Annotated in this window: 18 protein-coding genes and 1 pseudogene; 14 read left to right on the forward strand and 5 right to left on the reverse strand. The window is 35.7% G+C overall.

Annotation, left to right across the window (positions count from 1 at the left end; genetic code table 11):
• The first annotated feature begins 17 nt into the window (after positions 1-17).
• The 4 genes from MKY94_RS05765 (at position 18) to MKY94_RS05780 (ending at position 3,761) form a co-directional block, all read left to right on the forward strand.
• A complete protein-coding gene (locus MKY94_RS05765) occupies positions 18-821 on the forward strand; it encodes an NAD kinase (RefSeq protein WP_144537744.1) in 804 nt (267 codons plus the stop codon).
• Positions 821-1,723 (forward strand): RluA family pseudouridine synthase, encoded by a 903-nt coding sequence (locus MKY94_RS05770; protein ID WP_154311248.1) that lies wholly within the window; start codon positions 821-823, stop codon positions 1,721-1,723. Before MKY94_RS05765 ends, MKY94_RS05770 begins: the two co-directional genes overlap by 1 nt.
• 238 nt (positions 1,724-1,961) lie before the next feature.
• Positions 1,962-3,329: a magnesium transporter gene (gene mgtE, locus MKY94_RS05775; protein WP_144537748.1), complete on the forward strand. Its 1,368-nt coding sequence runs from the start codon at positions 1,962-1,964 to the stop codon at positions 3,327-3,329.
• 51 nt (positions 3,330-3,380) lie between these two features.
• The gene (locus MKY94_RS05780; RefSeq protein ID WP_342578217.1) at positions 3,381-3,761 is read left to right on the forward strand and encodes a hypothetical protein; all 381 of its coding nucleotides are present in this window, start codon (positions 3,381-3,383) and stop codon (positions 3,759-3,761) included.
• Between the two features lie 251 nt (positions 3,762-4,012).
• Here MKY94_RS05780 and MKY94_RS05785 read toward each other — a convergent pair whose 3' ends face one another.
• Positions 4,013-4,534 carry a CotY/CotZ family spore coat protein gene (locus MKY94_RS05785; protein WP_144537751.1) on the reverse strand — a complete coding sequence of 174 codons (522 nt, stop codon included), beginning with the start codon at positions 4,532-4,534 and terminating at the stop codon, positions 4,013-4,015.
• A gap of 135 nt (positions 4,535-4,669) precedes the next feature.
• Between MKY94_RS05785 and MKY94_RS05790 the strand changes: the two genes are divergently transcribed.
• From MKY94_RS05790 to MKY94_RS05820, 7 genes are all read left to right on the forward strand, one after another.
• A complete protein-coding gene (locus MKY94_RS05790; RefSeq protein WP_144537753.1) occupies positions 4,670-5,059 on the forward strand; it encodes a YhcN/YlaJ family sporulation lipoprotein in 390 nt (129 codons plus the stop codon).
• Positions 5,059-5,514, forward strand: coding sequence for a stage V sporulation protein AC (spoVAC, locus tag MKY94_RS05795; protein WP_144537755.1), 456 nt, complete (start codon positions 5,059-5,061; stop codon positions 5,512-5,514). The genes MKY94_RS05790 and spoVAC overlap by 1 nt, the downstream gene beginning before the upstream one ends.
• Positions 5,508-6,515 carry a stage V sporulation protein AD gene (locus MKY94_RS05800; protein WP_154311246.1) on the forward strand — a complete coding sequence of 336 codons (1,008 nt, stop codon included), beginning with the start codon at positions 5,508-5,510 and terminating at the stop codon, positions 6,513-6,515. The genes spoVAC and MKY94_RS05800 overlap by 7 nt, the downstream gene beginning before the upstream one ends.
• A gap of 1 nt (position 6,516) precedes the next feature.
• Entirely contained in the window at positions 6,517-6,882 is a 366-nt protein-coding gene (spoVAE, locus tag MKY94_RS05805) for a stage V sporulation protein AE (RefSeq protein ID WP_144537758.1), read from the forward strand.
• A gap of 65 nt (positions 6,883-6,947) precedes the next feature.
• Positions 6,948-7,103, forward strand: coding sequence for a YjcZ family sporulation protein (locus MKY94_RS05810; protein ID WP_144537761.1), 156 nt, complete (start codon positions 6,948-6,950; stop codon positions 7,101-7,103).
• 33 nt (positions 7,104-7,136) lie between these two features.
• On the forward strand, positions 7,137-7,382 hold the full coding sequence (locus MKY94_RS05815; RefSeq protein WP_144537763.1) for a stage VI sporulation protein F: 246 nt from the start codon (positions 7,137-7,139) through the stop codon (positions 7,380-7,382).
• A 74-nt stretch (positions 7,383-7,456) separates the two neighbouring features.
• Positions 7,457-7,768 (forward strand): hypothetical protein, encoded by a 312-nt coding sequence (locus MKY94_RS05820; protein WP_144537764.1) that lies wholly within the window; start codon positions 7,457-7,459, stop codon positions 7,766-7,768.
• 45 nt (positions 7,769-7,813) lie between these two features.
• Here MKY94_RS05820 and MKY94_RS05825 read toward each other — a convergent pair whose 3' ends face one another.
• The 3 genes from MKY94_RS05825 to MKY94_RS05835 are packed head-to-tail and all read right to left on the reverse strand — an operon-like array spanning position 7,814 to position 9,540.
• Positions 7,814-8,242, reverse strand: coding sequence for a GNAT family N-acetyltransferase (locus MKY94_RS05825; RefSeq protein ID WP_154311245.1), 429 nt, complete (start codon positions 8,240-8,242; stop codon positions 7,814-7,816).
• Positions 8,243-8,245: 3 nt separating this feature from the next.
• Positions 8,246-8,761 (reverse strand): YjcG family protein, encoded by a 516-nt coding sequence (locus MKY94_RS05830; protein ID WP_144537768.1) that lies wholly within the window; start codon positions 8,759-8,761, stop codon positions 8,246-8,248.
• Positions 8,762-8,817: 56 nt separating this feature from the next.
• Positions 8,818-9,540: an alpha/beta hydrolase-fold protein gene (locus MKY94_RS05835; protein WP_144537770.1), complete on the reverse strand. Its 723-nt coding sequence runs from the start codon at positions 9,538-9,540 to the stop codon at positions 8,818-8,820.
• Positions 9,541-9,659: 119 nt separating this feature from the next.
• On the opposite strand from MKY94_RS05835, the gene MKY94_RS05840 reads away from it, so the two are divergent.
• Together MKY94_RS05840 and MKY94_RS05845 are read left to right on the forward strand one after the other, a co-directional pair.
• Positions 9,660-10,244, forward strand: coding sequence for a phosphatidylglycerophosphatase A (locus MKY94_RS05840; protein WP_342578218.1), 585 nt, complete (start codon positions 9,660-9,662; stop codon positions 10,242-10,244).
• Positions 10,245-10,479: 235 nt separating this feature from the next.
• Positions 10,480-11,813, forward strand: a pseudogene (locus MKY94_RS05845) (serine hydrolase domain-containing protein).
• Positions 11,814-11,975: 162 nt separating this feature from the next.
• Here the strand turns inward: MKY94_RS05845 and MKY94_RS05850 are convergent.
• Positions 11,976-12,131, reverse strand: a complete 156-nt coding sequence (locus MKY94_RS05850) for a hypothetical protein (RefSeq protein ID WP_186318116.1) — start codon at positions 12,129-12,131, stop codon at positions 11,976-11,978.
• Positions 12,132-12,473: 342 nt separating this feature from the next.
• On the opposite strand from MKY94_RS05850, the gene MKY94_RS05855 reads away from it, so the two are divergent.
• The gene (locus MKY94_RS05855) at positions 12,474-13,862 is read left to right on the forward strand and encodes an aldehyde dehydrogenase (protein WP_154311242.1); all 1,389 of its coding nucleotides are present in this window, start codon (positions 12,474-12,476) and stop codon (positions 13,860-13,862) included.
• Positions 13,863-13,871: the final 9 nt, after the last annotated feature.

Raw genomic sequence — 13,871 nt, forward strand, 5'->3', positions numbered from 1 at the left:
GAGAGGCCGTGGTAATAATGAAGTTTTTTATACAGTCTCGAAATGATGAACTCTCCAATCAATTAATGGAAACTGCCAAAATGTATCTTACTGACTTTGGGCTTGTATTAGATGAAGAGACCCCGGATATTGTCCTATCAATAGGTGGAGATGGAACTTTGTTGCATGCCTTTCATAAATACAAACATATGACAGATTCTGTTGCGTTTGTTGGTATCCACACCGGACATCTTGGTTTTTATGCAGATTGGAAGCCATCAGAAATAGAAAAGCTAGTGATTAGTATTGCGAAAAAAGAATTTAAAGTAATAGAGTATCCTTTATTGGAGGTTACTATTAACTATAAGCACGAAGAGGATAACTCCGTTTATCTGGCGTTAAACGAATCTACCGTTAAATCCCCAGATGTAACGCTAGTAATGGATGTTGAGTTAAATGGAAGTTTGTTTGAAAGATTTAGAGGAGACGGCTTGTGTATGTCTACTCCATCGGGAAGTACAGCCTATAATAAAGCACTTGGTGGAGCGATAGTACATCCATCCCTAGAGGCGATGCAGTTAGCTGAAATTGCTTCAATTAACAATCGAGTATTTAGGACAGTTGGCTCTTCTTTAGTTTTACCAAAACACCATACGTGCCTATTGAGACCTGTTAATGGTCCAGATTTTATGGTAACTGTGGATCATCTTCACTTGTTGCACAAAGATGTTGCTTCAATCGAATATAGAGTAGCAGAGGAAAGAGTTCGTTTTGCTAGATTCCGTTCCTTCCCATTTTGGACAAGGGTACATGACAGCTTCATAGATAGTGATTTAAAATAATGACAGAAAATCAGATAAAGCTTTCTTTTTCTATTAACGAATCTGTTTTACTAAGAGATGCTATCAGTCAGTATGGAATATCCAAAAAAGCTCTTACAAGTATTAAATATGATGGCGGTCAAATTTTAGTTAACGGGGAAGAAAAGACAGTAAGACATACTCTTGCTAAGGGTGATATAGTCACTATCGTGTTTCCACGAGAGAAAAAAAGCGAAGGATTAATCGCGGAGGAAATGTTCTTTCCTATATTATTTGAAGATGAGCATTTACTTGTTATATCTAAAAAAGCTGGAATAAGTACAATTCCTTCCCGGGAACATCCTATGGGAACATTAGCGAATGGGATTTGTGGATATTTAGAAAAGAATTCTTCTGCTTCAACTGTACATATTGTTACTAGGCTAGACAAAGATACGTCAGGAATAGTGTGTATTGCAAAGCATCGTCATGCTCATCACTTACTGAGTGAAATGCAAAAGGCAGGTGCAATTTCAAGAACTTATGAAGCGATTGTACATGGTTATGTAGGACAAGATTCCTTCCTCATTGATGCACCCATTGGACGAAAAGACAATAGTATAATCGAGCGAATGATAGACCCAGAAGGAAAACAGGCTAAAACATCGGTAGAAGTGTTGAGTCGATTTACTGTTAAAGGTGAAAAGTTGAGTCATGTCAGATTAAAGCTCTTTACTGGTAGAACCCATCAGATTAGGGTACATATGATGTCTGTTGGACACCCACTATTAGGAGATGATCTATATGGTGGAAGACTTAATTTAATATGCCGTCAGGCTTTGCACGCCAAACAATTAGAATTGGTTCATCCTTTTACTAAACAACCATTATATATAGAAGATAAATATCCTATGGACTTGCAAGCTATTTTTGATATCATTTAAAAGGAAAAGTGAATGAAATATTAAAACAAGGGGAGTGACAATGATCACTACCCTTGATTATTTTTGAATAATTTTCCTAAAACATTTTTGAGGTTCATTATTTCCATATAGTTTCAAAAAAATTTCCCAGGGAATAATATATTGATGTAACTTTTGTTGCCATTTTAAGAAAGCTATTGCTTATTAAAAACAGTGGTCATACAATAGTAAAGGTTATATGCCGGAAGGAGGGAAAGATATGAAAGAGGAAAAAGTGGATCTATTGGAACTTGAGGAATCAAATTTAATTCATTTTTTGCTTACAGATTCTATGGATGATTTTAGAGAGATTTTTATGGAACTTCATCCTTACGATCAGTCAATATTTTTTGAGAAGGTAGAGCCAGAATTACGACAGAAAATCTTTCATTATCTTTCTCCGAAAGAGATGGCAGAGCTTTTTGAGGCAACTAAGTTTGATGAAGAACTGTATGAATTTTACTTAAAAGAAATGGACACAACGTATGCAGCCGATATGCTTTCGTTCATGTATGCTGATAATGCAGTAGACGTACTAAACGAACTAGAGGATGCACAAGTAGCAAGTTATTTAAATATTATGGACAAAGAATCTGCACAGGAAATCAAGGACCTGTTAGATTATGAAGAATATACAGCTGGATCTATAATGACAACTGAATATGTCGCTATTCCAGAAAACTCCACTTGTCGTTCTGCCATGACAATATTAAGAAATGCAGCTCCTGATGCCGAAACGATTTATTATTTATTCGTTGTAGATGAATCACATAGGCTTGCAGGGGTCATATCATTGAGAGACCTTATCGTAGCAGATGAAGATACTTTGATAAAAGATATTATGAATGAGCGTGTTGTAAGTGTTCTAGTAAACGAAGATCAAGAAGAAGTCGCTAAAATGATTAAGGATTATGACTTTTTAGCTGTCCCTGTTCTAGATTTTGAGAACCATTTACTTGGAATTGTAACAGTAGATGATATTATCGACGTATTAGATGAAGAAGCGTCAGATGATTATTCCAAACTTGCCGCAGTATCTGATATGGATACATTTGATAAGGGTCCATTTTCGGCTGCAAGAAAGAGACTTCCATGGCTGATCATTCTTCTATTCTTGGGGATGATGACGGCAAATCTGATGAGTATTTTTGAGCAAACATTAGACAAGGTTGCACTTCTTGCGGTGTTTATCCCTCTAATTGCGGGTATGGCCGGTAATAGTGGGACACAGGCGCTAGCCGTTGCTGTACGCGGGATCGCAACAGGCGATATCGAGGAGCAAAGTAAAACTAAACTATTATTTCGTGAAGCTGGTACAGGCTTAATAACAGGATTAATCTGCGGGCTACTTGTGATAGGAGTTATTTACTTTTGGAAACATGATCTTTTAATCGGGATGCTCGTTGGAGCTGCAATATTTGGATCAATATTTTTTGCTACACTTGGAGGATCATTTATTCCTTTACTCATCCATCGCATGAAAATCGATCCAGCTGTAGCATCTGGACCATTCATAACGACCATCAATGATTTAATTAGTATTTTAATCTATCTGGGCTTAGCGACATTGTTCATCTCTTCTTTATAAATTAACCAAATCAATGTTTTTTGCATAAGGTAAAGGAAAAAGGATGTGTCAATGAGCTCATTAAATGATCCTTTACTTTTTATACAAGGGCCACCGGTTTTTCATCTTCCTCCCGAATTTAAAGAAGTTATAGAATTCGAAAAGCTAGTAGAAGATGGAGAGGAAGAAAGTACTTCGATTTATGAAAAAAACAGTGAAATGTCCGGCACAACTTCAGCTATTTTAGATAAATTATATTTTTTAGCAAAGCCATTTCAACGCCAAGTATACCGCCCATTAAACTTTCATTTAAAAGGTGGGGGAATACTGCAGGGAGAAGTTGAGGAAGTGAACGGAAAAAGCGTTACAATTAAATTGAACTCAGGAGAAAATGCTGTCTATCCAATTGAGCAAGTTATAAAAATTACTTGGCGAGGAAGTATAATGAAATAAATAATGGTTAATATATGATTAGCTTTTTTACGAGAAAAGCAGTAGATAAAAGACACGTCCCTAAGGGTACGTGTCTTTTATCTATTCAATAATTGCTTCGGTTAATTTCAAACAAAGCTATTCATTTACAAAAAAATCCAAATAAGATCAAAAGAAGGTAGTACAAGTACAGCTAATGCTTTAAAAAAACAATGATTAAAAACCGTTCGGTGGTTAGCCCGAACGGAATAGACACTACATTATTGAAACGATTAGTCACATACATCTAAAAATACATCCGCTACGCATTCAATACCACAGAAACAGTTTAAATCTACGGTTACACAGCTACCAGTTAAATCGAAATTACGTACCTTACAAATTTGTTTGAAATCAATTTTAGTACCATCACCGTTTAATAAATTTACTCCGTGTCGTTGAGCGTCAAGTGGTTCTAAAACTCTTAATGTAGCACAACAGTTATCAAAGATATCTTCTACACGGAAAAATACTGATACGCAATCATTATCATGTGGTCTAGGTGTTAAATCACGGAAAAAAGCTTTGAAGGGATCTCCATCTTTTGTCAATAACATGAAAACACGTGTATCTGCATTATTTCTTGATGGACTTACAAGTCCTCCAAGTGGCTCTAAAAAGCAACTAGTTGGACACGGACCGCAATTATTTTCTGCTTGATCTTGTATATCTTTAATAGCTCGAACTACGTCACATACGCAACGTTGATTTTTATCATGGTGACCAGAAACGTGTTCATTATTTCCACAACCCATAAATATTCACCTCCTTTGTCTCTTCTTAAGTAATTTATGTAGGGGTACAGTTTTGGATAGGGGCAAATAGCTCAGATAGAATTGCATAATTCAATTTTGCGCGTACATACTAACTAAAAAAGGAGCAAAGAACCTATGAAAAAAATAGTGTGTGTTCTCCTGTTATTATTCTTAATGGCTGCTTGTTCAGGCCCAGAATATAAGGTGTATTCTGATGGAGATACTTCCAAACTTGAAGAGCTCCTTAAAGAGCAGGATAAAATTGTTGGATATAAAAGTGTAATGGATAACAATGATGTTCTGGTAGCGATTGATATAGCAAGATTAAAACGATTTCAAAAAGTGAAAATCGAAGATGAAGTAAAAAAGGAAATTGAAAAAGAGTTCCCGGATAAAGAGGTTATAGTGACAGGGGATATCAAAATCAAATGGGAAATTGAAAAAATCATGAATAAAGAAAAGAAAAATGAAAAATTGAAAAAAGCTATCGAAGAAATTAAAACCCTATCGAAGGAAGAGACCTAATGGATCAAAAACAATTTCAAAAAGTTGTTGATAAGCAGACTCCCAAAGCCCCGGTGTTTATGAATTGTTTAAAAGCTTTTATAGTAGGTGGAATATTTTGTACAGTAGGTCAATTAATAACATTCTTCTATATGCGCTTTTTTCCTTTTACTGAAAAAACAGCAGGGAATCCTACTGTTGCAACGATGATATTCATAGCTATGATTTTAACAGGGACAGGCTTATATAAAAAAATTTCCCAGTTTGGAGGAGCGGGATCTGCGGTGCCCGTTACCGGATTTGGTAATGCAGTTATCTCCGCTTCCATAGAACATAAAACAGAGGGTTATGTATTAGGGGTCGGTGGTAACATGTTTAAGCTTGCAGGATCAGTTATCGTATTTGGCGTGCTTTCTGCATTTTTTGTGGCTCTAGTTAAAACAATTCTCGTCAAATTGGGAGTGGTCTCATGGTAAATACCGGTGGAACTATTTCATTTACACAAAGGCCGAGCATCGCAAGTGCAGGCGTTGTTGTTGGACCTGTGGAAAAAGTGAGCCCATTTGCGGAGTCTTTTGATGAAATATTAACGACAGAAAAGGAAAAAAACGAAACTTATGAACAGGCCGCTAGTCGATTTATAGAAAAGGCTTGCTCAATTGCTGTTAGTAAGGTTCATGAAAAGATGGATAATATTGATTTGTTTATTGGAGGAGACCTAGTCAATCAAATGTCGCCTTCCAGCTTTGCAGCAAGAAAGCTTGCAATTCCTTACTTTGGCGTATTTTCTGCTTGTGCAAGTTCTATGGAAGCAACTATCATTGGCTGCCTCCTGTTAGAAACGGGAAATTCGAAAAGTATCCTTGCTGGTGCTTCAAGTCATCATCCCACTGTGGAAAGACAGTTCAGATATCCTTTGGAGTATGGGGCGCAAAAGCCTAAGACTGCACAATGGACAGTAACGGCTGCTGCTTTTGCTCTTTTACAGAGCAATGCTAAAAATGCACCCTATATTTCTCATGCGACGATGGGAAGAGTAGTGGATGGAAAGCAATCGAATCCTCTCCATATGGGAGCTGCTATGGCCCCAGCTGCTAGAGATACAATCGAACGTCACTTAAAAAACACAAACAGTAAAATGTCAGATTATGATTTGATAATGACAGGTGACTTAGGAAAGATAGGACTTTCTATATTAAAAGAGATGTTTCAGGATGAAAATAGCGGAGTAATTTTGCAGGATGCTGGAGCTCAATATTATGGAGATGACCAATTCTTTAATGCCGGTGCGAGTGGTCCTGGCTGTTCTGCTTCAGTATTTTTTAGTCATATATACAGTCAACTCAAAAAAGGTACATTTAAACGGGTTTTACTAATAGCTACAGGTGCATTGCTTTCTCCATTAACTTATCAACAGGGAGAAACCATCCCATGCATAGCACATGCTATTGAATGTCGAATGGAGAAGAAGGGATAATATGATTTCATCATTAATTACAGCTTTTATCGTCGGAGGTTTAATTTGTGTAATTGGACAAATTCTAATGGATGTTTGTAAACTAACACCAGCTCATACATTAAGCGGTATGGTGGTAGCAGGGGCAATTTTAGATGGTTTTGGTTTATATGAGCCCCTTATTGATTTTGCAGGAGCGGGGGCAACAATTCCGATCACTTCCTTTGGGAACTCATTAACCCATGGTGCACTCGCAGAAGCTGAAAAACATGGCTTAGTTGGAGTAATAACTGGAATGTTTGAGGTAACGAGTTCCGGTATCAGTGCAGCTATATTATTCGGAATAATTGGTGCTTTTATATTCCAAAAACGAAAAACAACCTATTAAGCAAAATGCCCTATTTCTTGCGCCCCCCTTGCATACTATAAGTTGAAAGGAAGGGGGGAAAGGATATGTACGGTTATTGTGATGGAGGATGTTACGGTTACGGCGGAGGCTACGGATATGAGGGTGGCTACGGTGGAAATAAAGGTGCAGGCTCAACATTTGTATTAATCGTTGTTTTATTCATTTTATTGATCATTGTCGGAGCTAGCTTTCTCCCTTAAACCTGATTATAAATAATGCGAGGGGGAAATTACATGCAAAATTCTTTTTTCAGAGCGATTGAGAATAAAACCGGTGTATCAATGGATGAGCTTTTCACACTAGCTAACGCCATTTCAAATGCTGATTTTACCAATGAACATCAAGTTCGTAAAATCGTAAGAAAAGTAGGCAGGCTTGCCAACAAACCTGTTTCTAAAGAATTAGAAGATCAACTGACGAACTCAATCCTCCAAAAAGGAAGTTCAATCAGTTTAACCGATATTGAAAAAATGCTGTAATATTTAAAAAATAGGTTTAAGGTAAATTAAACAAGGGTAAAGAGCATATAGTTTTATAATGGAGGTGGATAAGAATGGGGTATATTATTCCAGTACAACCTTTGCAGTCGCAAATTTATGCGAATCGTATGCAAATGGAAGAATATAATTTTGCTCAAATCAATAATGTTCAAAATGTTAAAATGAAATCGATTTTCGATGATCACTTAGCTGACCTTCAACAAAAAGAAGGAATAGAACAACAAGAAGAAAAGCAGTTATCGGGTAATAAAGAACTTTCTAGCTTGCCATTATCTAAAGGCTTTATCCAACCAAATCCCGTTAATTTATCACCTATCATTGCAGAAATATCAGGTAAAGGTAACTATGTGAATACCTATATTTAAGCAAAGAGTAAAACCCGCTAACCTATAGTTAGCGGGTTTTACTCTTTATAATTCTTTTTCCATCGCTCTATGAGGGATACCAGCTTCCAAAAATTCAGGAGACGTGATGACATAATCTCTTTTTTCATAAAAGGGTATTGCGTGACTCTGAGCGTTTAACTTTAGTTTTTTAAATTGATGATCCTTTGCGTAATCTTCCATACATTCCATCATCAAATTACCTAGTTTTTTCCCTCTATATTCAGGTAAGATACATACGCGTTCTACTTTACCAATAGTGGGCTCAGCAATGCGAATCCGACCAGCTCCAAAAGGAGTATCTCCGTCATAAGCAACAAAATGTGTTGCTTTCATGTCGTATTCGTCTAACTCTAAATGCAGAGGAACGTCTTGTTCCTCTACAAATACTTTTCTTCTTATAAATATTGCATCATCGTACTCTTTCTCAGTTTCAACAATCTTTGCAAATACCAATGGTTACTCAGCTCCAGACAATCTAAATGTTTCATATACGGTCCAGGAACCGTCTTCTAGCTGATACAACAGATGAATTCGATCTATCTCTTCCTCGAATTCTGCTCCAATCATTTTTAATTGTGGCAATATATCGTCATGCTCACTTGCACTAAGTTTTTGTGCAATAGTAATATGAGGTACAAATGAATAGGTTTCATCATCATGATACTCAATTGAATTCAGATCCTCATGTAATTTTTCAAGCTCTTGTGTAGATTGAATATTGAAGTAGATAGCATTTGTTACAGGAGCAAAAGAACTTACTTTTGTTGTTTTCATTATAAAGGGCTTATGGGTCTTAGCTATTTCATTAATTTGGTTAGCTATTGTTTTAATTTGGGCTTCATCTGCTTCAAAAACTCCCTTTAAAGTCATATGAGGAGTAATAAGAGCATAATGGGGATCATAACGCTTTCTATAAGAGTTCGCAAAATCTTGCACCTTTTTTGATGGAAAAGCAACAATACCGTATTTCATAATCATGACCTCCTTAAAATTATCTTACAATATATTTCTATTATACCAAAAACATCTTAAAGACTGAAATTGTTTTGCAGTGATCTTTTAATGTCTGGTTGCCATAGCTTCCAAGTATGGTCTCCTTCTAATTCGTCATAAAAAGTAGAAAACCCTTTATTTAGGAGTAAATTATGCAATTTTCTGTTTGGTGTAAGGAAATCAGTTTCTAAACCATCTCCCGTTTTAACAGCAGTCTCTTGGTTACCAACCACCTGGTATAGAGAAAATGCATGTACTTCTTTATGATTTTCAACCATTTCTAATATGTCCTCATTGATGAGAGGGGAATGCATTATAACTTTCCCAAAAGTATTTGGATACCTAAGGGCTGTAAGTAAGGAAATTGTGCCAGCTAAGGAATCCCCTATCAAAGCTCTTCCCATTCCAATTTGATAAGTCGGATAATTTTCATCTATATAAGGAACTAGCTCTTGTGCTATAAAACGTGAATACGCTAGCTGTTTTTCTCCATCTGGGTGATACATGCTTCTACGTTCTTTGACACTTTTATAAGGAACACCGACAATTATTAGATTTTCTATTTCTTGATTATCATACAATTCATCTGCTACACGAGAAATTCTTCCTAATTGAAAATAATCTTTACCGTCAGATGCTATAAGGACTGAATATTTATATAATGGAGAGTAATTTGGCGGCAAATAAATTAATAACTGTATTTCTTCATCCAAAGCTTTGCTGTATATAGTTGTATCTTGTAAAGTCCCTTTGTTCATTCTTACACCTCGTTGTCATGTTATATAGAAATTGTAACATATACTGGGAAAGAGGTATAATGAGAGCAGCTTATAGGTATTCTTTTTACAGACTCAAAATAGAAAAAGGAGGTTATTTTTTGGATAATCAAACATCTAGAGTGCATTCCCGCACAGTAGAGCAAGCAACGGTGGATGCGTTAAAGCGTAGAGGAGTTACAATCGAAGAGATTGCTAAAATAGTGTATGAAATGCAATTTCCATATAACAAAGGACTAACAATTGAACACTGTATTGAGTCGATCAATAGTGTCATGAAAAAAAGAGAAATGCAACATGCAATTCTTGTAGGAATTGAATTAGACGAACTTGCAGAGAAAAAAATGTTATCAGCTCCACTACAACAGATTGTAGAAGCAGATGAAGGATTATTTGGCGTAGATGAAACAATTGCGTTAGGCGCTGTATTTACATACGGAAGTATAGCCGTCACCACGTTTGGACATCTAGACAAAAATAAGATTGGTATAATATCTAAGCTTGATACAAAGGCAGGAGGTAGCATTCATACCTTTCTAGATGACTTGGTTGCAAGTATAGCGGCAAGTGCTGCATCTAGACTTGCTCATCGAACAAGAGACTTACAAGAGGCTGACGAAACCTTCGAGGATATAGCTCCAGAAGAAACAGCACCGGAAACTAATATCAAGGGAGCAACTACTTAAAAAGAGAGCAGCCACTCGTGGCTGTTTTTTTTTAGACTAGAAAGTATTAAAAATAAGTTACTAACCATACTCATCTAGCTAATCGTACATATATACACGCGTGATTTGCTTTGAGTAATGCTTACACTATCGCATACTTCATGCCAAAGTCTAAGCCGAATATTGAAATCAGCATGTTCATTCTATGCTACAGTAATAAAAACAGAATAAAATGAATTTTTGAGGTGGAAGAAGTATGGGGATTGATGAGAAAGTAAAACGGCTTTTAGACGCTTACGATAAAAATCGGTATATAAATGGAACAATTCTTGTAGCGTCAAGTGATCGAATTATAGTGAATAAAGGATATGGATTTGCGAACTGGGAACATAAAATTCCTAATTTTTCTCATACTAAATTTCGTATAGGATCCCTGTCCAAAGCTTTCACTTCTTTTGCAATTTATCAGTTACATAAAAATGGTAACTTAAATATAAATGACGCTATAGGAAAATATTTAGTGAATTATCCTAATGGAGGGGAAATCACCATTTATCACTGTTTAACAAATACCTCGGGGATTCCCAATTTTACAGCAGACTCAGATTTTTGGTCTAGGAATATGAGATTGCCTCTAACTCTAGCCCAACTAATTGACGCCTTTAAAGATAAGCCACTACATTTTAAACAAGGTAGCGAATTTGAATACTCTAATTCAGGCTACTCTATCTTAACGGCAATAATTGAGCAGGTCTCAAATATGCCTTATGCAAAATATTTGAGCGATTATATTTTAATCCGTTAGGGATGGTTAATACTGGCTGTGATGATGGCAGGAAAGTAATAGCTGATATGGCGACAGGGTATTCGGTTTGGGAGAAAGTTATCAGAGCAGAATATTCGGATATGTCTTTTCCTCTTGGTGCTTATGGTCTCTATTCAACAGTCGAAGACCTTTTCATTTGGGACAAGGCGTTAAGCTCCTTTACTATATTAGACGAAGTGTTAACGAAAAAAATGTTTGAAGTAAATAGAAGTAATTATGCTTCTGGTTGGGTAATTTCAAATAAATTTAACAAAAAATGTTCGCATCATTATGGAGATATTAGTGGTTTCTGTAGTAATTTTCTTCGATTTTCTGAGGAGAATATAACGGTAATCTATTTAAGTAATTTGAGTATAACACCCGTAATTAAACTAACTGAAGAGATATCTGAAGTAATGTTTGGTGGAAGTGTGTCTCTGCCAGCATCTATAGATGCAATTGGAGTGGACGATTCACATAAAAAACTTTGTATAATCGGGAAATATCAAGTTATAGATCGACCCACTCAATCCATATCAATATCTCAAGAAAATAACAGTATTTTCTTAACTGTTTCAAAAATGTATAATGCGCTATACAAATATAAACTAATACCCGTGAAGCAGGATTTGTTGAGTATTACTTTTAAGACTGAATTTGTGAATGAAGAGCTTACTATTCACTACAGTCCTTCAAATATAGTTGAGTGTGTTCAATACATAGATTGTTATGGAGAAAAGCACACGGCTCACAATATGAAGACATATGAAAAGAGGAGAATCTAAACAGAATCTCCTCTTCGATAAAATATTGATAATGATTTATTTAATTAGAAAAGCGCAATTGCTAAAGTCAAATCCAACAAGCTAATGTAGATTACTCAAGCTAAGTATTCCATAATAGTCAGCCATCCTAGTAAGAGGAAAGATGAATTTATGGATTATAATCTATTCCATTGTAGCAGTTTCCATTAAAGCTGAGTCATCTTGCTGGAAATATAAGAAAGTCTCCTCTTCTAATTCATTTAGTAAACGTTCCTTATTTAATCCGATAGACTTCGGACCTTGAAAAATAGGCTCCCACCAAGTTTGAGTTTCAGTCATTATATTTCCTCTCCTTTTCCAAAAAACTTATTAATTTTATCATTTGACTTTTATATACCCCAATATGATTCATAACCAAACAATTATTTCAAAAACATGACTTTTTTCATAAGGGATGGAGTACATAGAGGGACTTATTGAATGGTTTCAAATCTCCCTTATGAAAGTAGTATGCCATTTTAAAGTTATTTAATGTACAAGGATAAAAATACAAATTCTTTCGTCAACTGAAAAATAATAGTATGCTTTAGAGAGTAGACTATATATGATAACAAAAAGTAGTCAAAGGTTTATTTGTTCACCAAACATAGTGCAATTAAAAGTTGATGAGGAGATGATAATGTGAATTTTACATCACAGCAGCTAGATCAGATGTTAGAGGAACACCAAACGTATTTTTACTCAGGCATAACTAAATCTGCAAAGTTTCGAATCGACCAATTAGACATTTTGAAAAAAACGATTAAAAAATATGAAAATGAAGTAGTTAAAGCACTTTATAAAGATTTAAGGAAGAGTGAGTTTGAAGCATATACAACTGAAATAGGGTTGATATATGAAAGTATTACTCATATGAAGAAAAATTTGGATAAATGGATGGAGCCAAAACAGGTGAAAACACCATTGGCGCTCATGCCATCAAAAAGCCAAATTATTAGCGAGCCTTATGGAACAGTTTTAATTATTGCTCCATTTAACTATCCATTTCAGTTAATAATGGAGCCTTTACTTGGAGCTATAGCAGGCGGAAATTGTGTAGTTATCAAACCTTCTGAAACAACTCCTTTTACTACCAATATAGTAAAAAAGATTATAGCTGAAGCCTTTCATCCTCATTATATTAGAGTCGTTGAGGGAGAAAAAGAAGAAACCTCTTTATTGATACATGCTCCTTTCGATTTTATCTTCTTCACTGGTAGTGTAAACGTTGGGAAGGTAGTGATGGAGGCTGCCTCTAAAAGGTTGACTCCAATTGCATTAGAGTTAGGTGGAAAAAGCCCAGCTATCGTTGATCATACGGCTAATTTAGACCAGGCTGCAAAGCGAATCATTTGGGGCAAATTAGTTAACTCTGGACAAACCTGTATTGCTCCAGATTATTTACTCGTAGAAGAAACTGTCAAAGAAAAGCTTCTTGAAAAATTACGGGAAGCTATTCAACATTTCTACGGTGAAAACGTTCAAAAAAGCCCTGATTATGGGCGAATAGTAAATACCAATCATTTTAGAAGATTACAAAAAATGGTTTTACAAGAGAAAGACCATATTGTTTTTGGAGGTAAAATGGACAAGGAAGATTTATATATAGAACCTACCATTTTAGATGGAGTACATTTCTCTAGTCCTTCTATGCAGGAAGAGATTTTTGGGCCAATCTTGCCAGTGATTAGTTACAAAGATTTACCTACTATTATTCGCCAAATTAGAAAATTTCCAAAGCCCCTAGCAGCCTATATGTTCAGTGAGCATGAAGGAGCACAAAATTATTTTCTAGAAGAGCTTTCCTTTGGTGGTGGATGTATCAATGATACAATTATGCATGCTGGTAGTGCCCACTTACCTTTTGGTGGGGTTGGAAACTCCGGAATGGGAGCTTATCATGGCGCATCAAGCTTTGAAATGTTCACCCATCAAAAATCTATTGTGAAAAAAAGTACAGCTATCCCATTAAACGTAGCGTTCCCTCCGTATAAAAATAAAATTAAGTTAGTAAGAGGCTTATTAAAATAATGATACATC

Origin of the sequence: Psychrobacillus sp. FSL K6-2843 (assembly GCF_038626375.1) — a bacterium.
GTDB lineage: Bacteria > Bacillota > Bacilli > Bacillales_A > Planococcaceae > Psychrobacillus > Psychrobacillus faecigallinarum.